We start from the raw sequence: 20881 nt of genomic DNA on the forward strand, positions 1-20881 counted from the left end.
ATGTCTAGTTTCTAATTCCTTAGCGGTTTACCTGTCTTTAACATATGCTGAATACGTTCTAAAGTTTTGCGTTCTGTACATAAACTTAAGAAAGCCTCACGCTCAATATCTAATAAATATTGTTCTGATACTTTTGTGGGCTCTGAAAGATCACCACCAGCCATAACATAGGCTAATTTGTTAGCAATCTTTTGATCATGCTCGCTAATAAAATTACTCGCTTGCATAGAATCTGTTGCAACCATAAATGCTCCTAGTGCTTGCTTACCCAATACTAAAACATCTTTTCTATGTGGTTTTTGTGAGTATCCAGCATCAGCTAATAATTTAGCATGTTTCTTCGCTTCAGCAATCTGACGATCTTTATTAACTACGACTACATCTTTTCCATGCTGCAAGAGACCTAAATCGAATGCTTCGTAAGCAGAAGTTGAAACCTTAGCCATACCAATGGTTAAGAAATACTCTTGTAAAACATTTAATTGAACATCACCTTTACGGAAAGTATCTGACGCCCTTAAAGCCATTTCTTTAGATCCACCACCGCCAGGAATAACACCCACACCAAATTCTACTAGCCCCATATAGGTTTCTGCGGCCGCTACTACCTTATCGGCATGTAGTGAGATTTCACAACCACCACCTAATGACATACCGTGTGGTGCGACTACTGTAGGAATTGATGAATAACGCATGCGCATCATGGTATCTTGAAAATATTTAATGGCCATGTTTAGTTCATCATATTCCTGTTCAACGGCCATCATAAAGATCATTCCAATGTTAGCACCTACTGAAAAATTTGCACCTTGATTACCAATAACTAATCCATCGAAGTTTTTTTCAGCTAAATCAATTGCTTTATTCAAACCAGCCAGAACATCACCGCCTATGGTATTCATTTTTGACTGGAATTCACAGTTTAAAATACCATCACCTAAATCTTCAATAACAACTCCAGAATTTTTAAATACTTCATTCGATTTACGAATGTTATCTAAGATGATAAATGCATCTTGACCAGGTTTTTTAGTTTGTGCTTTCGTAGGAATATCATAATAGTAGGTTGCGCCGTCTTTAACTGTATAGAAAGATTTTTCACCTTTGGCAATCATTTCTGTTATCCAAGCGGCAGGCTCTTTTCCTTCAGCTTTCATTAATTCAACGCCTTTCTCTACACCTACAGCATCCCAAATTTCGAATGGACCATTTTCCCAGCCAAAACCTGCTTTCATAGCATCATCAATCCGGTATAATTCGTCAGAAATTTCTGGAATTCTATTTTGAACATACGCAAACATGGCTGCAAAATTCTTACGATAAAATTCACCAGCTTTATCTTTACCACCAACTAATATTTTAAATCGATCAATGGGTTTATCTATTGTTTTTGTTAGTTCTAACGTAGCAAAAGAAGCTCTTTTCTTAGAACGATATTCCATCGTATCTAAATCTAAAGTTAAAATTTCTTTTTTACCATCAGCATTTACAGATTTTTTATAAAATCCTTGACCCGTTTTGCTTCCTAACCATTTGTTTTCCATCATGGTATCGATGAAATCAGGTAACTTAAATAAGTCGTGTGCCTCATCGTTAGGGCAGTTGTCGTAAATTCCGTTAGCTACGTGAACTAAAGTATCTAACCCTACTACATCTACTGTACGGAAGGTCGCAGATTTCGGACGACCAATGACGGGTCCTGTCAATTTATCAACTTCCTCAACAGTTAATCCTAATTCTTTTACTTGATGGAATAATGATTGAATACCAAAGATACCAATACGATTACCAATAAAGGCAGGCGTATCCTTCGCTAAAACAGAAGTTTTGCCCAAGAATTTTTCTCCATATTCCATTAAGAAGTCAGTTACTTCTTGTTTACAATCCGGTCCAGGAACTACTTCAAATAATTTTAAGTATCGTGGCGGATTAAAGAAGTGCGTTACGGCAAAATACTTACGGAAATCTTCGCTACGTCCTTCATTCATAAATTTTATAGGAATACCTGATGTATTAGAAGAAATAATGGTGCCAGGTGTTCTATGTTGTTCAACTTTTTCAAAAACACTTTGTTTAATATCTAAGCGTTCTACAACAACTTCCATTACCCAATCAACATCTTTTATTTTATGAAGATCGTCATCTATATTACCAGTGGTAATTCTATCGGCGAACTTTTGATTATAAATGGGTGACGGTTTAGACTTTAATGAAGCTGTTAAAGCATTATTTACTAAACGATTTCTTACTACTTTATCTTCTAAAGTTAATCCCTTAGCTTTTTCTGCATCATTTAGTTCTCTCGGAACAATATCTAAAAGCAATACTTCTATACCAATATTGGCGAAGTGACAAGCAATGCCTGACCCCATAATTCCGGAACCGATAATCGCTACTTTTTTAATTCTACGTTTACTCATTTCTAGGTTTATACTCAGTTTTAGATTGCTTTACGTTGTACTTGATCATATATACAACGATCTGCTATTAATTCATTAATTCTTTCAGTTACTTCAAAGAAGTGTGTAAGTTTTTCATCAGAGATTTCGGCTCTTACTTTTTCATTAAAAGTAATCACATGTTCTCTTGAAACTTCACGCATTTCTTTACCATAGTCTGTTAACTTAATAAGCACACTGCGACCATCCTCAGGATTTTTCTCCCGATAAATAGCACCTTTGTCTTCCATAGTTTTTAGAATACGTGAAAGACTGGTAGGCTCCATACCCATTTGGGGTCCTAATGCAGTTGAAGGAGTGCCATTTTCATAGTCTATGTTCAATAAAACAAATGCTGTTGCCATAGTACTACCGTGTTTAGCAGCTTGTTCATTATACATTTTGGCGACTGCTTGCCAAGTAGCTCTTAGTGCGTGATCTATGGTGGTCTCTTTGTGCATTTCACAAATATATAAAAAAATACTATGCACGCATAGTAAATTTAAAAAAAATTATGCACGCATAATAAATTTGTCATTAAGTGTAACATAATTTGTGCTTTGAATACTTATGAGTAGTATCTATTTTAATTTCACTTATGTGGAAGCTTAGAAAACAAAATTTTATGTAGGTTTGTCAAAATTTCAAAACACCTTATGAGTAATTTATTAGTAGCAGAAAATATTGTCAAAAATTTTGGAGATTATCGTGCGCTTAATAACGTATCAATAGAAGTACCTAAAGGAAGCATTTTCGGATTACTTGGTCCTAACGGGGCTGGTAAAACCACCTTGATTCGAATCATTAACCAAATTACGATGCCAGATGAAGGCTTGGTAACTTTAGACGGAGAGCCACTAAAACCAGACCATATTAGAGATATTGGTTATTTACCTGAAGAGCGTGGTTTGTATAAATCAATGAAAGTAGGTGAGCAAGCCTTGTATCTAGCACAATTAAAGGGCTTAAGCCAAACAGAAGCTAGAAAACGTTTAAAATATTGGTTTGAAAAATTTGAAATAGGGGATTGGTGGAATAAAAAAATACAAGAACTTTCAAAAGGGATGGCGCAAAAAATTCAGTTTATAGTAACGGTATTGCATCAACCTAAATTATTGATTTTTGATGAACCATTTTCGGGTTTTGATCCTATAAATGCGAATAGAATAAAAGATGAGATTCTTCAACTACGAGAAGAAGGCGCTACTGTAATTTTTTCTACCCATAGAATGGAATCTGTTGAAGAATTATGTGATCATATAGCACTGATTCATAAATCTAATAAAGTACTTGACGGAAAATTAATAGATATAAAGCGTGAATATCGATCTAATACTTATGAAGTTGGGTTAGTAACTAAAAATAAAGAAGCTATAAGAGATAAGCTCTCAGAAAAATTTGAATTGTCTAATGCCACTTTTAGAACAATTAATGATGAACTAAAATTTAATATTAAAATTAATGAAAATGGCTCTGCCAACGATTTAGTATCCTATCTTACTAGTTTAGGGGAGCTAACACATTTTGTAGAAGTAATACCAAGTGCAAACGATATTTTTATTAAAACTGTAGAAAGTAATTAATTATGAATCATTTAGGATTAATAACAAAAAGAGAATTCTTAAATAAGGTAAAGAACAAGTCTTTTATCATTATGACGTTTCTGAGTCCGTTAATAATGGTAGCATTGTTTGCGCTAATTGGTTATTTAACGCAGTTGAATAATGACGGTGTAAAAACAATTTCTGTTCTAGATGAAAGTAATTTGTTCTCAGGTGAGTTTAAAAGCACTGAAAAGACAAAGTATGACATTCTAACTGATATTAGTCTAGAGGATGCTAAGAATTTGATAAAAGAAACCGATAATTATGGCTTGTTATACATTCCTAAATCAAGTACCATCGATGGATTGAAAGATGGCGTAAAATTCTATTCTGAAAAATCACCTTCTATTATAGTAATGGATAAAATAGAAGATCGTTTAGAGGAGAAAGCGCGTAATATAAAGTTAAAAGAGTCTGGTTTTGATCCTGAAACTATTGCAAAATTAAAAGTAAATATAAATACGAATCTTGAAACTTTTGATGGTGAAAAAACCTCAAAATTAGGAGGCGGATTAAAACTTGCTTTTGGTGGCGCTGCGGGTTATTTATTATTCATGTTTATTATTATTTATGGTAATATGATTATGCGGAGCGTTATCGAAGAAAAAACCAGTAGAATTATTGAAGTAATCGTTTCATCAGTAAAACCTATGCAATTATTGTTAGGTAAAATTTTTGGAACCTCTTTAGCAGGTATTGCACAGTTCTTAGTTTGGGTTATCATAGGCGGAATTGCCATGCTTGGTGTATCCGCGATATTTGGTATTAATATAGGTGCAGCTCAAATGGAGCAGCAACAAGAAATGTTGAAACAAGTTTCCGAAAATTCTGATTTGCAAAACCAAGTAAGTTTGGTACTAAATGAGATAAATAACTTACCGCTTCTTAATTTAGTGATTATGTTCATTTTCTTCTTTATTGGAGGTTATTTATTATACAGCTCATTATATGCAGCTATTGGTGCGGCAGTAGATAATGAAACTGACACGCAACAATTTATGATGCCTATATTGATGCCTTTAATGTTGGCTATTTATGTGGGTTTCTTTACTGTGATTGAAAATCCGCATGGTACAGTATCGCAAGTATTTTCATATATACCATTTACGTCTCCTGTAGTGATGCTTATGCGCATACCTTTTGGAGTGCCTATATGGCAGCAATTACTATCGTTAGTCTTATTATTTGCTACCTTCTTTTTATTTGTAAGAATTGCGGCAAAAATATATCGTGTAGGTATTCTTATGTATGGTAAGAAACCTACTTATAAAGAATTGGCTAAATGGTTAAAATATAAATAGGTATCTTTCGTTATTAATTCTAACCTTGACCCTAAAAAGAATTGAAACGACTTTTGCCATTACTTTTAGTGTTAGTTTGTTGTGGTACTTCTTTTAGTCAAATAAAAGATATCGGAGGTATAGACTATACCTACGCATTCAATAAATCAGGATCACCTGATTTCGCGAGAACACGTGTTTGGCTTAATTACCCGATACAACTCAAAAAGAAAGACCATATTTTAGTAAATGGCTTACGGTATAGTAATATAAAACTAGATTTTGATACAAATACAACCTACAATTTTGATACAGATCCACTACGTGAGATACATGTGTTAGAATATACCTTAGGTTATACTTTTTTAATGAATGAAAAGTGGCGATTTACAGCGCAGGTTTCCCCTACGATAGCATCAAATTTAGAAGGTAAAATCTCAGGTGATGATCTTACTTGGAGTGGTGGTGTTTTATTTATAAAAACCAACGAAACACCAAAGAAAACCAGATGGACATTAGGCTTGGTGTACAACCAACGTACTGGAATACCATTACCACTACCTTTTGCAACCTATTTTAGAGAAGTGAACAACCACATAACATATACGCTTGGGGTACCCATTAGTAAAGTCAAATATTTTTTTGGTATGCGAAAGTATAGTTTAGAAAGTTTTGTTACGTTAGATGGGTATTACTCGAATTTAAGTTTAAACTTAGCTATTGGAGATCAGATTGCCGAAAACATTTCATTATCTGGTGTCGTAACTGGGCTTGGTTTTGACAAATATATAGGTAAACGCATGAACCTATTTATTAAAGGTGGTTATACTTTACGAAATTCACTTCGCTTGGTAAAGAGTAGAAATGATGAAATTTTTAATTTTGATCTGTCAAATACTTTTATTTTTAGGGGTGGATTAAAGTTTAATTTCTAGCTCCATTTCCCAATTCATAACTATCTAAAGAAATAGTTTGGTACAAAGATTGTAACTTCGCAATTATACCGATCAAGATAAAAGAACAAAGACTGAAAATGAGCAAAATACTTATCATAGAAGACGAAGCTGCAATTCGCAGAGTACTTAAAAAGATTATTACAGAAGAAAACAGTAGTTACCAAGTTGAAGAAGCTGAAGATGGCCTTAGCGGAATGGAGCTTATCAAGAATAATGATTACGATTTAATTCTTTGCGATATTAAAATGCCAAAGATGGATGGTGTTGAGGTACTAGAAAGAACGCAAAAAATAAAACCTGAGATTCCTATGTTAATGATCTCTGGGCACGGTGATTTAGATACCGCTGTCAATACGATGCGCATGGGTGCTTTCGATTATATTTCTAAACCACCAGATCTAAATAGACTTCTTAATGCAGTTCGTAATGCACTCGACAAGAAGAATTTGGTTATCGAGAATAAACAACTTAAAAAAAAGGTAAGTAAGAATTATGAAATGGTAGGCGATAGTACTGCTATTTCACATATAAAAGAGATTATAGAAAAAGTAGCTGCTACAGATGCAAGAGTTTTGATTACGGGCCCGAATGGTACGGGTAAAGAGCTCGTTGCACATTGGTTGCATGAAAAGAGTGAACGCGCAAAGGCGCCTATGGTAGAGGTAAACTGTGCTGCAATTCCTTCTGAGTTGATCGAGAGTGAATTGTTTGGTCATGTAAAAGGTTCTTTTACGGGCGCCAATAAAGATCGTGCTGGTAAATTTGAAGCAGCGAACGGAGGTACCATTTTCTTAGACGAAATAGGCGATATGAGTCTTTCTGCACAAGCTAAAGTATTACGTGCTTTACAAGAAAACAAGGTGAGTCGTGTAGGTAGCGATAAAGATATTAAGGTGAATGTGCGTGTAGTAGCGGCAACCAATAAAGATCTTAAAAAAGAAATTTCGGAAGGTAAGTTTAGAGAAGATTTATACCATCGATTAGCGGTAATATTGATTCAGGTGCCTGCATTAAACGATCGTAGAGAAGATATACCCTTATTGGTAAGTTTCTTTGCAGAAAAAATAGCAGGAGAACAAGGTACTGTAGTAAAGTCATTTTCCGACAAAGCGATTAAAAAACTACAAGAATACGACTGGACAGGCAATATACGCGAACTACGTAATGTTGTTGAGCGTCTTATTATTTTAGGCGGTAGTGAGGTTTCTGAAGAGGATGTAAAATTGTTTGCGAGTAAATAGATGCGCTTATCGGTTTTGTATATGAAAAGTAGCGTGTAAATAAACACATACTTTTCCGACTAAAATAATGTTTTTAAATTAGCCTAAAAAGCTTGTTTTTTAACGTAGTTCATTGTTGGTATACGTTTTTTATGAATTCATAAATATATTGTATATTTGCAACAGTTAAGTCTGCGAAACACGAAAGTCGACTCCACGTCGTTATTTCAAATTTAATTTGGAATTAGTGTTTTAGTGGGCTTATTTTATTTTCAGCCGTTAATGGATTTTTTCTATTGTCATAATAATTTTTCCACCCATCATATTTTTGTGTATCGTACAAGTCAATTACCAGTTTCACTTGGTCTCTGATAAAGTTATAATATCTAACTTCTCCTCTTTCAAATACTCTTTGAATAGTCCAACAAAAGTAGTCAGCTAAATTTAATAATGGATCTTTTGTTGGATAATTTACATTGAAAACTACTTCGGTTTTTGATTCTTTGTTTCCATTAATTTTAGTAAATCTTTGTTTGGCTTTAAGAAATGCTAATTCTAAATTATGGTTTTTAGTACTTTTTCCACGCTCTGAAATATGCATAACAAGTTTGTCGTGCTTTGAGAGTTTGTTTTTAAGTAAATGGGACAGTAAGTCGGCATAAAAATACTCTTCTTTACCCTTATGTTTTGTTTCATACCGCTCAATGTCTTTTCTTCCAACAACTGCTTCAAAACTGCAATTTATTGTTTTCATTAAGTCAAACATTTCCTTTCTAACCTCTGGCAAATCGTCTGTTGCGTGTAAATAATATCCAGTTTTATTAATCTTCTTTAAAACACTTGGAACGTGATAAAATTCATCACTAACAATTTTATCTTGAAGCACATTTATTTTATCTCTGACTTCATCTAATGGGTCTTTCACTTTTATCATACCGAGAATAAAGGTTTTCGACACTCCATCTTGTCCAATAATGTTTTTCTTTCCTTTACCATAGAAAGTAGTATCTCCAGCTTCATCCAAAAAGCGATGATAATCCATTAATTTATTCTTTCCCATTTTTTTTTTTGCGCTACTATTCTTAATATTTTCTCATCTTTTAACTCATTTACTATTTTGTCTGAAAACCATATTATTAATAGTTCGTTGTACTCTACTTTATATATTTTAGAGAACTTTTTAATAAGTTCTTTTTTTGCTACTCTATTATTGTTTTCAATTTTACTTAAAATAGAAGTATCAATTTCCAATTTTGCGGAAACCTCTCTTAAAAGAAGATTGTTTTCTTCTCTTAATTTGCGTATTGTTTCTCCGAAGTTACTTTCCATATTTTGACTTGACAGTATTTGTCATATATACAAACAAAAAAAATAGACTGCAAAATTTAGTTCTGTAGCCAAAATGTATGCCCAACATTAAGCTTAAGCGGAGTTTTAATTCCGTCTAGCCAGTGATAAGCGAAGTTCGAAGAAAAAATCTTTAGAAACAAACTAAATTAACTTCCTAAAATTATCAATTTGCTGCTTTGCTTCTTCGGCTATCACATCATTTTCTATCCAAGCATGTGTATCACCAAGATACTGCATACCTAAATAATTCGCAGATGCCACAAACGGTATATTAAATCCGTTGATAAGGTCATTTGCATTCGCAACGCTGAGCATCGCCATATTTTTACCTCGTAACTGTCTTCCTAGTTTTTTTTCTATAGTGAGTAGATCAGAAATTCTGTCAAAGAACACTTTCATAATACCACTCATGCTATACCAATAGACGGGTGTCGCAAACACAATCGTTTTATAATTGGTAATAAGCTTTCTTAGCAATGGTATGAAATCATCAGTGCTATTTTTATGCTCATAGTCGTAATAGCTAATAGTATACTTATTAAGGTCAATAATAGCAAACTGATTTTTCTTATTTAAATAATCGATAACCCTTCTGGTATCTCCATCACTTCTAGAACTTCCAAGTATAATAACCGTTTTATTTTTCATACCCTAAAACAAAGAAATTTTTAGTTGTTATGATCTAATTTGTAATAGATAAATTCAATCTCATGAAAGCAAAAAACTATCTTGAAGAATTAGTATCTTTAGCCATCATTTTTTTAGTCTATGAGTTCAAAAAAATATAAGATTACCAGTAAAATCAAATTAAGTGATTACAAAACGAAAGTTGTTGATCAAAAAGCCAAAAAGAAACTAAAAGTAATTCGTAAAGAATTAAGTGCGTTGCAAGATACCATGTACGCACATGGTAAATATAGTATGTTAGTATGTCTTCAGGGTATGGATACTGCTGGTAAAGACAGTTTAATTCGCGAAGTATTTAAAGATGTAAATGCACGCGGCGTTGTGGTATATAGTTTTAAAGTGCCCACAGAAAAAGAGTTAAAGCATGATTTTTTATGGCGCCATTATATTGCCTTACCTGAACGTGGTAAAATTGGTGTTTTTAATCGTACGCATTATGAAAATGTTTTGGTAACACGGGTACATCCTGAATATATTTTAGGGGAAAATATACCATCTGTTACTTCTGTAGATGCTATTGATGATTCTTTTTATCATGACCGAATGGATAGAATCAATGATTTTGAAAATCACATAACACAGAGCGGAACGATTATTTTAAAATTCTTTTTACACCTGTCTAAAGATGAACAACGAGATCGATTATTACGTCGTATCAATCTTCGTGAAAAGAATTGGAAATTTTCTTCGGGAGACTTAAAAGAGCGTAAATTATGGGATAAATATCAAGAATGCTATGAAGATGCTATTAATAGAACATCTACAGAGAATGCACCTTGGTATATCATTCCTGCCGATGATAAACCTACGGCAAGACTACTAGTTGCCGAAACAATTTTAAATACATTAGAAGGTTATAAAGATATTGAAGAGCCAGAACTAGATGCAAAAACAAAAAGTAACTTATCTCAATTTAAAGCAGAATTAGAAAAAGAATGAAAACTATAATTAGTATTTTAATGTTCCTTTTTTGTGTAATTATCACTGCACAATCTAATGATTATAAAAAGGATTCGACTCAAATAAAAAGCATTTATAATAAATCACTCCTTGATGGAAATAGCTATGAATGGCTTCGTCATTTATCATTGAATATAGGTAATCGTTTAGCGGGATCTGAAGGTGATAAAATGGCAGTTACCTGGGCAAAAAAAGAGTTAGATAAATTAGGATTAGATTCTGTGTGGTTACAATCTGTTAGAGTGCCGCATTGGGTGCGTGGCGCAAAAGAAGAGGCGTACATTCAAACAAAAGAAGGAAAAGTTGAGGTTCCTATTTTGGCATTAGGTGGTTCGGTAGCAACACCAGATCAAGGTATACTAGCCGAAGTTATTGAAGTGCATAGCTTAGCAGAAGTTGACTCGTTAGGTGCGAAAGTAAAAGGGAAAATAGTCTTTTATAATAGACCCATGCCAGCTGATAAAATTGAGACCATGCGAGCCTATGGCGCAAGTGTAGATCAACGTTATAGTGGTGCTAGAGTAGCTGGAAAGTACGGAGCAGCTGGAACAATTGTGCGTTCTATGAACTTAAGTCTAGACGATCATCCACATACGGGTACCATGAGTTATGGAGCTATAAAAGCTGAAGAAGAGATTCCAACGGCAGCGATTAGTACCAATGGAGCAGATGTACTGAGTAAAATGCTTAAAGAAGATGCGTCAACAAAGTTTTATTTTAAACAAAATTGTAAAACCCTACCAGATGTACAATCGTATAATGTAATTGGAGAAATAAAAGGAAATGAGTTCCCAGATGAGATTATAGTTGTTGGAGGGCACTTAGACTCTTGGGATGTAGGTGATGGGTCTCACGATGATGGAACTGGTGTAGTACAGTCTATGGAGGTACTTAGACTTTTTAAAGAATTGAATATTCAACCTAAGCGCACGCTTAGAGTGGTGCTGTTTGCGAATGAAGAGCATGGTTTAAGCGGAGGTAAAGAGTATGCTAAATTGGCTAAACAAAATGATGAACATCACATTGTTGCTTTAGAATCAGATTCAGGAGGTTTTACACCTAGAGGCTTCGGGTTTACTTGTAGTGATGCAAATTATAAGCAAGTAGAAAGTTGGAAGTATCTTTTCAAACCTTATAATCTTCATATTTTCGCCCGTGGCGGAGGTGGAGCCGATATTGGTCCGTTGAAAAAAGAAAGTAATGTGTTGCTAGGGTTGCGACCAGATTCGCAACGTTATTTTGACTATCACCATACTGAAATAGATACCTTCGATAAAGTGAATAAAAGAGAACTCGAATTAGGTGCAGCTTCTATGGCAGCAATTTTGTACTTATTCGATACCTACGGGATTAAATAGATTGAATGAACTACCCTAAAAAAGAATTAGCACAATTAGTTATCGGGTATTGTGTTGCAAATGGAATAGAAGATGTTGTTATTTCGCCAGGTTCTCGAAATGCACCTTTAACGATTGGTTTTTCAAATCATCCTAAAGTAAAAACGTATAGTATTGTTGATGAGCGCTGTGCAGCTTTTTTTGCTATGGGAATTGCGCAACAAAAAAAGAAACCTGTTTGTATAGTATGCACCTCTGGTTCTGCCTTGTTAAATTATTATCCTGCTGTAGCGGAGGCATATTATAGTGATATTCCACTGGTGGTTATTTCCGCCGATCGCCCAAAGCATAAAATAGATATTGGTGACGGACAGACCATACGTCAAGAAAATGTGTTTAAAAATCACTCATTGTTTAATGCTAATTTAGTTGAGCATGATAAGTATATGGCTAGTAATGCATCTCTAATTAACGAAGCACTTTTAACAGCCAGATTACAAAAAGGACCAATACATATAAATGTACCGTTTGAAGAGCCTTTGTATGAACTTACTGAGAAACTCGAAGTTGAGATACTGTCTAACAATATTTTTCAAGCGACGCAAAAAGATGTAACAGAAACTGAGCTCAGCGCGCTAGCGAATGTATGGAATAGACCAAATAGAAAAATGATTTTGATCGGCTCGAATTATCCTGAGGCTGTATTGCAAGATCAACTAACTACATTAGTAGAAGATCCTTCGGTATTGATTTTTACAGAAACGACTTCAAATGTACATCACGACAAGTTTGTCAACAGTATTGATAAGCTTATTATGTCACTAGATGAGCCTATGTTTGCAGCTTTAAAACCTGATATTTTGATTACGCTCGGCGGAATGATAGTCTCGAAAAAGATAAAGCAGTTTTTAAGAGCGCATCAGCCAAAACACCATTGGCACATTGATGAGAAGAAAGCGCCAGATACTTATTTCTGTTTAAAGAAACATATAAAATCGAACCCCATTAAATTTTTTAAAAACTTTATACCTTTTACAAAGTGTCATGACAGTGATTATCAAGTTGTCTGGTTAGACAAACTAGTAAGTAATAGAAAGAAGCATAATGAATATGTAGCAGATATCGCATTTTGCGATTTAAAAGCTTTTAAATTTATTTTGAAGTCATTACCTGATGATGTTCAACTTCAACTGGGTAATAGTTCGATTGTACGATATGCACAATTATTTGATGTAAATAAGACCCTAAAAGTTTTTTGCAATCGAGGCACAAGTGGTATCGATGGATGTACTTCTACGGCCATAGGGGCGGCAACAGCTTCAAAGAACCAAACAATCTTTATATCGGGTGATGTGAGTTTTTTTTACGATGCAAATGCGTTATGGAACGCATATATACCTAAAAATTTTAGAATTATTATTATTAATAATGATGGTGGCGGTATTTTTAGAGTAATACCAGGTCCAACAGAGACAAGCGCTTTAGAATATTTTGAAACGCCTCATGGTTTAACTGCTCAGCACTTATGCAAGCTGCATTGTATAGAATATTTTTCCGCTTCAAGCGAAGATTCATTACAACAGAATCTTAAAAATTTCTATGACATTTCTGAAAATCCAAAATTATTAGAAGTTTTTACACCCAGTGAAGTGAATGCAACCGTATTAAAAAATTATTTTAAATATCTTGACTATTGATTTGATACGCATGAGTAGTTAATAATCAGTTAAATAAATAAAAATGAGTAAAAGAGACGAACTTATTAAGAAGTATGCTGCTGACCTAAAAAATAAATGTGGCGTGAATCCTGAAATGGATTTCTTAACAAAAGTAACGATCGGTTGTGGTCCCTCGATTTATAATAGAGATTCTGCAACCATGTCTAGTTCAAATGAGAAAGAATTAGATACTGTTAGAAATAATTTTATACGTAAAAAATTAGGTGTAAGCGATGCTGAAAAAGGTGAAGTTGCACTAAATAAGGTGATGGATACGTATGGTCGCTCTGAAAAAACTAAGTATAGAGCTGTAGTATATTATCTATTGGCTAAAGAATTGAAAAAAGAAGCAGTATACAACTAAGGTATGCTTTACAAATAGAAAAGCTGACGTTTCTGCCAGCTTTTCTATGATGATAAACATTTGGTTTAAAACATTTCTCTTTCAGAAAAATGAAAAGCTCCTTCAATAGCAGCATTCTCATCACTATCTGAACCATGAACAGCATTTTCACCAATAGACTCAGCATATAGTTTTCTGATAGTTCCTTCAGCAGCTTCAGCAGGATTTGTAGCACCGATCAATGCTCTAAAATCTTCAACAGCATTATCTTTTTCTAAAATAGCAGCTACGATAGGGCCACGTGTCATATATTCAACCAATTCACCAAAGAAAGGACGTTCTTTGTGAATTGCATAAAAAGCTCCAGCATCTCTTTGCGTCATTTGCGTTAATTTCATCGCTACGATTCTAAAACCAGCAGCATTTATTTTTTCTAAAATTGCCCCTATATTACCTTTTTCAACAGAATCAGGTTTAAGCATGGTAAATGTTCTATTTGTTGCCATTATGTTTTTTTGAAATTTTGCAGCAAAAGTACATCTTTTAATGTTAAATACAAGTTAATAATTATGGGCATACAATAGCTTTTTAAAACTATCAAAAATCAATGTCTTAAAATTTATAAATTGTATCTTCGCAAGCAATGAAATCTAACGAAATAAAAGAACTAAAACAGTTACTATCTCAAGAAAAAAAGATAGTCATAATTCCACATAGAAATCCTGATGGAGATGCGTATGGCGCTTGCCTTGCACTTTATCATTATTTAAAAGGTTTAGGTAATACAGCAACGGTAATATCTCCTAACGAAGCACCAGAGTTTTTGATGTGGTTGCCAGCAGCAGATGATATTTTAATATTTGAACAACATGTAAACGAAGCAACTGAAATTATAAAAGAAGCTGAATTAATTTTTACACTCGATTTTAATGCGCTACATAGGGTAGGTTTTGAAATGCAGCAAGTTTTAGAAAATGTAACGACTCCATATGCAATGATAGATCATCACGAACAGCCTGATGATTACGCGAAGTTTACATATTCAGACCCTTCTATGTCATCTACATGCGAAATGATATATCATTTTTTTGACAAGTTGGATGTTTTAGATAAGATTGATACATCGATTGCGCAATGTTTATATACGGGAATATTGACCGATACAGGCTCTTTTAAGTATCCATCTACTACCAATATAACCATGAATATTGCGGCAGATTTAATGAGTAGAGGTATTGATCATACAAGAATTCATAACAATATTTTTGACACAAACTCATACAATCGTTTACAATTGCTAGGAACTGCATTGCAAAACCTAAGAACATTGAATGATTGTAACACGGCATACATTACCCTCTCGCAAGAAGAAATGGGGAGGCATCATTTTAAAAAGGGAGACACAGAAGGTTTTGTAAATTACGGACTTTCTTTAAAGGGAATAGTACTTGCTGTTATCTTTATTGAAGATAGAAAACAGGGTATCATTAAAATATCATTTAGATCAAAAGGAAAGTTTTCTGTCAATAAATTCGCAAGAGAACACTTTAATGGCGGCGGACATGATAATGCAGCTGGCGGAAGAAGTGAAGTAAGCTTAAAAGAAACAGTGGATCGTTTTATAAAAATAATACCAACGTATAAAAATGAATTACAAGCATCCTATTAACATAGCTGTCTTTTTAATACTATCAGTAAGTTTTATGGCCTGTTCAGAACCAGAGGCTAGAAAACCTGTGGTAAGAAAAACTACTACGTTTCTTAAAGAATCAATAGAAAGAAATAAGGTTATAAATAAGCAAGAGGAAGAAGAGTTGGCAAGGCTAATTAAAGCTGATTCAATACATGAGTATATAACTTCTACAAATGGTTTTTGGTACTATTATGTCACCAAAAATGAGAGTATAAATAAACTGCCTGTTAAAGGAGATGAGGTAACATATGAGTATAAGATTGATAATATTTACGGTGAACCTATATATAGTACAGAAGAATTAGGAGAACGAATATATATTGTTGAAAAACAAGAACTCATAACAGGTTTGCAAGACGGTTTAAAATTAATGAAAGAAGGTGAAACTATCGTTTTCTTATTTCCTTCATATAAAGCGTATGGGTATTCTGGCTATCAAAAAATTGGAGTAAATCAGCCCTTAAAATATACCGTTACAGTAAAAAAAGTAATAAGCAAATAAATTAGTAGATAATGAAATCCGTACGATTAATCGCAGTAGTTTTTTTAGTAGTATTGACATCATGTAAAGCAACAAAATATACAGATCTTGACGATGGTTTGTATGCAGATATTCAAACAGATAAAGGAGATATTTTACTAGAGTTATATTATAAAACAGTACCTATTACTACAGCAAATTTTGTGTCGTTAGCAGAAGGGTCAAACCTGTATGTTGATGATAAATTTAAAGGAAAACCTTTTTACAATGGTTTAACATTTCATCGTGTTGTACCAGATTTTATGATTCAAGGTGGAGATCCTCGCGGGAATGGTACTGGTGGACCAGGTTATAAATTTGATAATGAGCACCCAAAAAATGAAGAGGGAAAAGAATTACATGCTTATGATAAACCTGGCGTATTAGGAATGGCCAATAGTGGTAGAGATATGAACGGAAGTCAGTTTTTTATTACTCATGTTGAATATTCTAGCTTAGATGGTGGATATACTATTTTTGGTCAGGTTGTAGAAGGACAAAATGTAGTAGATAGTATAGCGGTAGGTGATAAGATGAATGAAATCAATATTATTAGAGTAGGTAAAGAAGCGAAGCGATTTGATGCGTCAAAAGTATTTTCTAATTATTTTGCCTCTATCGAAGAAAAAGCCAGATTGCAAAATGAAAAAATGACGAAGCTAAAAGAAGAATTTCTTAAGAATGCTGAAGAGTATAAGAGCAAAGCCAAAGAGTTTGATTCTGGTTTAAAAATGTACATATATGAAGAAGGTTCTGGGGTTAAACCTAAACGTAGTACCCAAGTACGTATTAACTGTACGGCCTATTTTAAAGATGGTAACGTGCTTTACACTACTTATAAAGACAAGGCGCAAGACTATGGTAAGTTTGATATGAGGCAAGATGAGATGGGTGGCTATAATCCACTTAATTCAATCTACGACGAGACGGCTAGGTTAATTCCAGGTTTTAGAGAGGGTGTTTTAAACATGAATTATGGCGATAAAGCCATTTTATTTGTTCCTTCACATTTAGGATATGGATCGCAACAAAACGGGCCAATACCACCTAATACAGATCTTATTTTTGAAGTTGAATTGGTAGATGAAAGTAAAAATTAGTAGTTGACTACTTAATTATACCACACGGCATAGCGTTGCCTTCTTAGTGCTAAGGCTACTATTTTTTCCATTTTTAATGCTTCAGATCTTGTAGCTAAAGGTTTGATATGATTGTAAAGACTGGGTCTTAAATACAGACCATACTTTTGAACAATATTTGAAGATAGTTTATAGCCTTTTATATTTCTGTAACCAGTTTTATGTTGTTCGAACCTTTCTTTTGGTGATTTACGGGTCATGCCAACATAAAGACATTGTAACACTCCATTAAATTGAGGATTAGCAGCTCTAAATTTATGGCTTTCAGTAAAAACACGTTTAGATAACTCTATAACGTAAATTCTATATTGAACTCGGGGCATTTAGGGTACAATTTATTTTCTTGATAACAGCAATAATGATTTAGCCGCTTCAAAAGGAGTTATTTGATTGTTTTTCATTTTTTCAAGCTGTTCTTTGAGTGCTTTTTTGATAGTAAGATTTGTATAAAATTGATCTTTTAACTGCTGATTAACAGTTTCTAATAACCAATACCTATTCTGCTCGTTTCTCTTTTTAGAGAAAAAATTATTTTCTTTTACCAAGTTCAAATATTCCTGAATAATTTCCCAAACTCCGTCTATATTTTCATTATGTAATGCACTGCAAGTAGCTACTTTTGGCTGCCAAGTACTATCTTTTAACGGATATAAATGTAGTGCCCTTGTAAATTCTGTTTTTGCAAGTTTAGCAGGTTTTAGAGTATCGCCATCTGCTTTATTAATAACAATGGCATCTGCCATTTCTATAATACCTCGCTTAATGCCTTGCAGTTCATCTCCAGCTCCAGCAAGTTTTAGCAATAAAAAGAAATCAACCATAGAATGAACAGCAGTTTCACTTTGACCAACACCTACCGTTTCAATTAAAATGGTATCATATCCTGCTGCTTCACATAAAATAATGGTTTCACGCGTTTTTTGTGCAACGCCGCCTAAAGAATCACCTGAGGGAGATGGACGAATAAAGGCATTTTGATCTTTAACCAATGCTTCCATTCGTGTTTTATCACCAAGAATACTTCCTTTGTTTATCGAACTCGTTGGATCTACAGCTAACACAGCTACTTTTTTACCAATACTTGTTAGATACGTTCCAAAAACCTCTATGAAGGTACTTTTCCCTACTCCAGGCACTCCAGTAATACCTATTCTTACAGAATTGTTAGTATGTGGTAAACAGTTTGTAATAATTTCAGCAGCCTGTAGCTGATGTTTTTCGTGTGTGCTTTCTATTAATGTGATGGCTCTACTTAAATAGGTAACATTACCTTTAAGTATTTCAGCAACAAATTCAGATGTTGTAGGTAATTTATTGCGGTTAAACTGTATTCGTTGTATAGCGTTAGAATTGGTTGATTTTGGTCGATCTACACCTTCTATTTCTTGCAGTGCACTGCTATTTTTTTTCTTTTTTGTCATTCCGCTATAGCGATAAAATGTAAATTTAAAATAAAAAAAATTAGAAAACTGCAACACCGCCTAAAATGAATCGTATTTACTAATGAAGCAAAACGATAACATGAGCCAAACTAAATTTTTGCAAGCTAGATTAATAGCAGATTGTAAAAAGAATGATAAAAAAGCCCAATTGCAATTGTATGATATGTATTGCAATGCTATGTATAGAACAGCTTACAATTTTGTAAAAGATAGAGGAGTAGCCGAAGATATGATGCAAGAATCTTTTATAAAAGCTTTTCAGCATATGAGTTCTTTTAGTGAAGAAGTAACATTTGGTTCGTGGCTTAAAAGAATTGTCATTAATAGATGTTTGGATTGGCTTAAAAAAAGAAAATTGACCATCGTTTCTATTAATGAACACAATAAACAAATTGCAGACGAAGATGACTGGCAAGTAGAAGATGGAGTTACCATGGGTGAAATTAACAAAGCTATAGATGCATTACCAGAAAAATATAAAGTGGTTGTTAAGTTATTTTTATTAGAAGGATATGATCATCAGGAAATTTCTGAGATTTTAAAAATTACTGAAGTAGCCTCGAGATCCCATTTACACAGAGGAAAAAACAAATTAAAAGAATTATTAAAACAATACAATTATGCCTAAAGATTTACGAGATATTGTTAAAGAAGCGCAACATGAAAAATTGCAATTACCTAAAGACCATAGAGGTAGGTTTGAAAATAGATTAGGTGAATTGCAGGAGTCAAAGAAAAATAATTTCTTTTTTCTAAAGATAGCAGCATCGCTACTCATTGCAGCAGGTGTTGGATATTTTGCCTTGAAGAGCAATGTTGATACAACTGTATCAGACCCAGAAATCGCATCTACCGAGATTGTGAGTTTAGGTAGTATTTCACCTGAAATGCAGAAAATAGAAAATTATTATGAGTCAGCCATAAATTTTGAATTAGCAGAATTAGAACCAACGCCAGAGAATAAAAAACTTGTTGACGATTATCTTGAAACCATAGGTAAGCTTGACGCCGATTATAAGCGATTAAATAAAGAGCTTGCTGAAAAAGGTTTACAAGAAAAAACAGTGAATGCGTTAATAACCAATCTACAACTGAGACTGCAATTACTATTGCAATTAAAAGATCAAATAAATGAATTAAAAACATCTAAAGAGAATAACAATGAAGAGATTACAATTTAATATAGTTTTTGTGTTGGTATTTGCCTTTATTACATGGGCAAATGGTCAGAATAACTTTAAAGAAGAATTTAAGGTAAAGCCAGATGTGGTTATTAATGTAAATACGCGCTATACCGATATAGAAATTGAAACATGGGATCGCAATGAAGTAGTTGTAGAAGGCTTTATGAAAGTTGAAGGAGAAGACATTACGAAAGAAATGCGCGATGATTTTTATAAAAAATGGAAACTTGAAGCGCTAGGTAATTCAAGTAAGATAACTATAAAATCGAGAATAAATAATTTTATAGATATTCACTCTTTTGATTTTGACAATCCCGATTATGAGTTCTTTTTTCTTAATGAAAATGGGCAGAATAAGTTTCATTTCCCAGAGATATCTATAAGCGGTTTAGCTATTTTAGATTCTATAGATTTTGTGATGCCAGAACTACCTGAATTTCCAGAATTGCCTGTATTACCAGAACTACCTCCAATACCAAATGGACCTTCAGAGTTTGACTTTGAAGCTTATAAAAAAGATAAAAGCTATCTCGAACGTTGGAAAAAAGAGAATGAAGATGTTCTTGGTAAAAACCCAAAGGTTAAAGTGGGCAGAAATTCCTTATCAATAAACAATGATAACTCAACTTTTAGATGGAATATAACTTCAGAAGGTCAAGATTGGGTGGCAGATGAATTAAAAGAACGACTTGAGAAAAGTAAAATTGCAAGAGAAAAAGCTAATGAAAGGCGTCAAGAATCTTATAAAAAACGACAAGAAGAATATGAGAAAAGGGTAAAAAAACTAGCTGAAAGAAATAAAGAAAGAGTCACTGCTCGTAAATTAGCCTTGGTAAAAAGACAAGAAGAGTTGAAAGATAGAAGGAAGAGTATGCAAGACTTATTAAAGAATAGAGAAAAAGTAAAGATAAAACGTATCATTAAAATAAAGGCACCTAAAAATGCTAAGTTTAATATGGATGTTAAATATGGGGCGATGAGCTTTCCAAAATAGATGTTTTCCACTAAAT

At 33.5% G+C, this 20881-nt stretch carries 22 protein-coding genes; 14 read left to right on the top strand and 8 right to left on the bottom strand.

What is annotated here, in order from left to right; genetic code table 11:
* Window positions 1-11 precede the first annotated feature (11 nt).
* A complete protein-coding gene (locus AC1EUY_RS09440; RefSeq protein ID WP_480195278.1) occupies window positions 12-2420 on the bottom strand; it encodes a 3-hydroxyacyl-CoA dehydrogenase NAD-binding domain-containing protein in 2409 nt (802 codons plus the stop codon).
* A gap of 20 nt (window positions 2421-2440) precedes the next feature.
* Window positions 2441-2899 carry a MarR family winged helix-turn-helix transcriptional regulator gene (locus AC1EUY_RS09445; RefSeq protein WP_480195279.1) on the bottom strand — a complete coding sequence of 153 codons (459 nt, stop codon included), beginning with the start codon at window positions 2897-2899 and terminating at the stop codon, window positions 2441-2443.
* Between the two features lie 195 nt (window positions 2900-3094).
* Here AC1EUY_RS09445 and AC1EUY_RS09450 point away from each other — a divergent pair, with 195 nt between their 5' ends.
* The 4 genes from AC1EUY_RS09450 to AC1EUY_RS09465 all read left to right on the top strand — a co-directional run bounded on the left by AC1EUY_RS09450 (window position 3095) and on the right by AC1EUY_RS09465 (window position 7519).
* Window positions 3095-4021, top strand: a complete 927-nt coding sequence (locus tag AC1EUY_RS09450; RefSeq protein ID WP_480195280.1) for an ABC transporter ATP-binding protein — start codon at window positions 3095-3097, stop codon at window positions 4019-4021.
* A 2-nt stretch (window positions 4022-4023) separates the two neighbouring features.
* Window positions 4024-5343, top strand: coding sequence for an ABC transporter permease (locus tag AC1EUY_RS09455; RefSeq protein ID WP_480195281.1), 1320 nt, complete (start codon window positions 4024-4026; stop codon window positions 5341-5343).
* A 41-nt stretch (window positions 5344-5384) separates the two neighbouring features.
* Entirely contained in the window at window positions 5385-6257 is an 873-nt protein-coding gene (locus AC1EUY_RS09460) for a DUF6268 family outer membrane beta-barrel protein (protein WP_480195282.1), read from the top strand.
* A gap of 98 nt (window positions 6258-6355) precedes the next feature.
* Window positions 6356-7519: a sigma-54-dependent transcriptional regulator gene (locus AC1EUY_RS09465; RefSeq protein ID WP_480195283.1), complete on the top strand. Its 1164-nt coding sequence runs from the start codon at window positions 6356-6358 to the stop codon at window positions 7517-7519.
* A 223-nt stretch (window positions 7520-7742) separates the two neighbouring features.
* Here AC1EUY_RS09465 and AC1EUY_RS09470 read toward each other — a convergent pair whose 3' ends face one another.
* From AC1EUY_RS09470 to AC1EUY_RS09480, 3 genes are all read right to left on the bottom strand, one after another.
* Window positions 7743-8558: a DUF3800 domain-containing protein gene (locus tag AC1EUY_RS09470; protein WP_480195284.1), complete on the bottom strand. Its 816-nt coding sequence runs from the start codon at window positions 8556-8558 to the stop codon at window positions 7743-7745.
* A complete protein-coding gene (locus AC1EUY_RS09475; protein ID WP_480195285.1) occupies window positions 8540-8827 on the bottom strand; it encodes a helix-turn-helix domain-containing protein in 288 nt (95 codons plus the stop codon). Before AC1EUY_RS09475 ends, AC1EUY_RS09470 begins: the two co-directional genes overlap by 19 nt.
* Window positions 8828-8989: 162 nt before the next feature.
* Entirely contained in the window at window positions 8990-9496 is a 507-nt protein-coding gene (locus AC1EUY_RS09480) for a flavodoxin family protein (protein WP_480195286.1), read from the bottom strand.
* 120 nt (window positions 9497-9616) lie between these two features.
* On the opposite strand from AC1EUY_RS09480, the gene AC1EUY_RS09485 reads away from it, so the two are divergent.
* The 4 genes from AC1EUY_RS09485 to AC1EUY_RS09500 are packed head-to-tail and all read left to right on the top strand — an operon-like array spanning window position 9617 to window position 13914.
* Window positions 9617-10474 carry a PPK2 family polyphosphate kinase gene (locus AC1EUY_RS09485; protein ID WP_480195287.1) on the top strand — a complete coding sequence of 286 codons (858 nt, stop codon included), beginning with the start codon at window positions 9617-9619 and terminating at the stop codon, window positions 10472-10474.
* Complete coding sequence (locus tag AC1EUY_RS09490; RefSeq protein WP_480195288.1) at window positions 10471-11853, top strand: M20/M25/M40 family metallo-hydrolase; 1383 nt, start codon at window positions 10471-10473, stop codon at window positions 11851-11853. Before AC1EUY_RS09485 ends, AC1EUY_RS09490 begins: the two co-directional genes overlap by 4 nt.
* Before the next feature lie 5 nt (window positions 11854-11858).
* Complete coding sequence (menD, locus tag AC1EUY_RS09495) at window positions 11859-13529, top strand: 2-succinyl-5-enolpyruvyl-6-hydroxy-3-cyclohexene-1-carboxylic-acid synthase (RefSeq protein WP_480195289.1); 1671 nt, start codon at window positions 11859-11861, stop codon at window positions 13527-13529.
* 43 nt (window positions 13530-13572) lie between these two features.
* Window positions 13573-13914, top strand: coding sequence for a DUF2853 family protein (locus AC1EUY_RS09500; RefSeq protein ID WP_480195290.1), 342 nt, complete (start codon window positions 13573-13575; stop codon window positions 13912-13914).
* Window positions 13915-13979: 65 nt separating this feature from the next.
* On the opposite strand, the gene AC1EUY_RS09505 is transcribed toward AC1EUY_RS09500, so the two are convergent.
* Window positions 13980-14399, bottom strand: coding sequence for a nucleoside-diphosphate kinase (locus tag AC1EUY_RS09505; RefSeq protein ID WP_480195291.1), 420 nt, complete (start codon window positions 14397-14399; stop codon window positions 13980-13982).
* Window positions 14400-14536: 137 nt separating this feature from the next.
* Between AC1EUY_RS09505 and AC1EUY_RS09510 the strand changes: the two genes are divergently transcribed.
* Genes AC1EUY_RS09510 through AC1EUY_RS09520 form a run of 3 tightly spaced genes read left to right on the top strand, consistent with a single transcriptional unit; the run spans window position 14537 to window position 17206 of the window.
* Complete coding sequence (locus tag AC1EUY_RS09510) at window positions 14537-15562, top strand: DHH family phosphoesterase (protein WP_480195292.1); 1026 nt, start codon at window positions 14537-14539, stop codon at window positions 15560-15562.
* Window positions 15540-16088 carry a gliding motility-associated peptidyl-prolyl isomerase GldI gene (gene gldI, locus AC1EUY_RS09515; protein ID WP_480195293.1) on the top strand — a complete coding sequence of 183 codons (549 nt, stop codon included), beginning with the start codon at window positions 15540-15542 and terminating at the stop codon, window positions 16086-16088. Before AC1EUY_RS09510 ends, gldI begins: the two co-directional genes overlap by 23 nt.
* A gap of 11 nt (window positions 16089-16099) precedes the next feature.
* A complete protein-coding gene (locus tag AC1EUY_RS09520) occupies window positions 16100-17206 on the top strand; it encodes a peptidylprolyl isomerase (protein WP_480195294.1) in 1107 nt (368 codons plus the stop codon).
* Window positions 17207-17217: 11 nt separating this feature from the next.
* On the opposite strand, the gene AC1EUY_RS09525 is transcribed toward AC1EUY_RS09520, so the two are convergent.
* Entirely contained in the window at window positions 17218-17568 is a 351-nt protein-coding gene (locus tag AC1EUY_RS09525; RefSeq protein WP_480195295.1) for a ribose-5-phosphate isomerase, read from the bottom strand.
* 12 nt (window positions 17569-17580) lie between these two features.
* Window positions 17581-18666, bottom strand: coding sequence for a methylmalonyl Co-A mutase-associated GTPase MeaB (gene meaB / locus AC1EUY_RS09530; protein ID WP_480195296.1), 1086 nt, complete (start codon window positions 18664-18666; stop codon window positions 17581-17583).
* A gap of 82 nt (window positions 18667-18748) precedes the next feature.
* Here meaB and AC1EUY_RS09535 point away from each other — a divergent pair, with 82 nt between their 5' ends.
* The 3 genes from AC1EUY_RS09535 to AC1EUY_RS09545 are packed head-to-tail and all read left to right on the top strand — an operon-like array spanning window position 18749 to window position 20865.
* Window positions 18749-19315 (top strand): RNA polymerase sigma factor, encoded by a 567-nt coding sequence (locus AC1EUY_RS09535; protein WP_480195297.1) that lies wholly within the window; start codon window positions 18749-18751, stop codon window positions 19313-19315.
* A complete protein-coding gene (locus AC1EUY_RS09540) occupies window positions 19308-19868 on the top strand; it encodes a hypothetical protein (RefSeq protein ID WP_480195298.1) in 561 nt (186 codons plus the stop codon). Before AC1EUY_RS09535 ends, AC1EUY_RS09540 begins: the two co-directional genes overlap by 8 nt.
* On the top strand, window positions 19849-20865 hold the full coding sequence (locus tag AC1EUY_RS09545) for a hypothetical protein (RefSeq protein ID WP_480195299.1): 1017 nt from the start codon (window positions 19849-19851) through the stop codon (window positions 20863-20865). Before AC1EUY_RS09540 ends, AC1EUY_RS09545 begins: the two co-directional genes overlap by 20 nt.
* Window positions 20866-20881: the final 16 nt, after the last annotated feature.

This window comes from Maritimimonas sp. 2210JD6-3 (genome assembly GCF_056591795.1).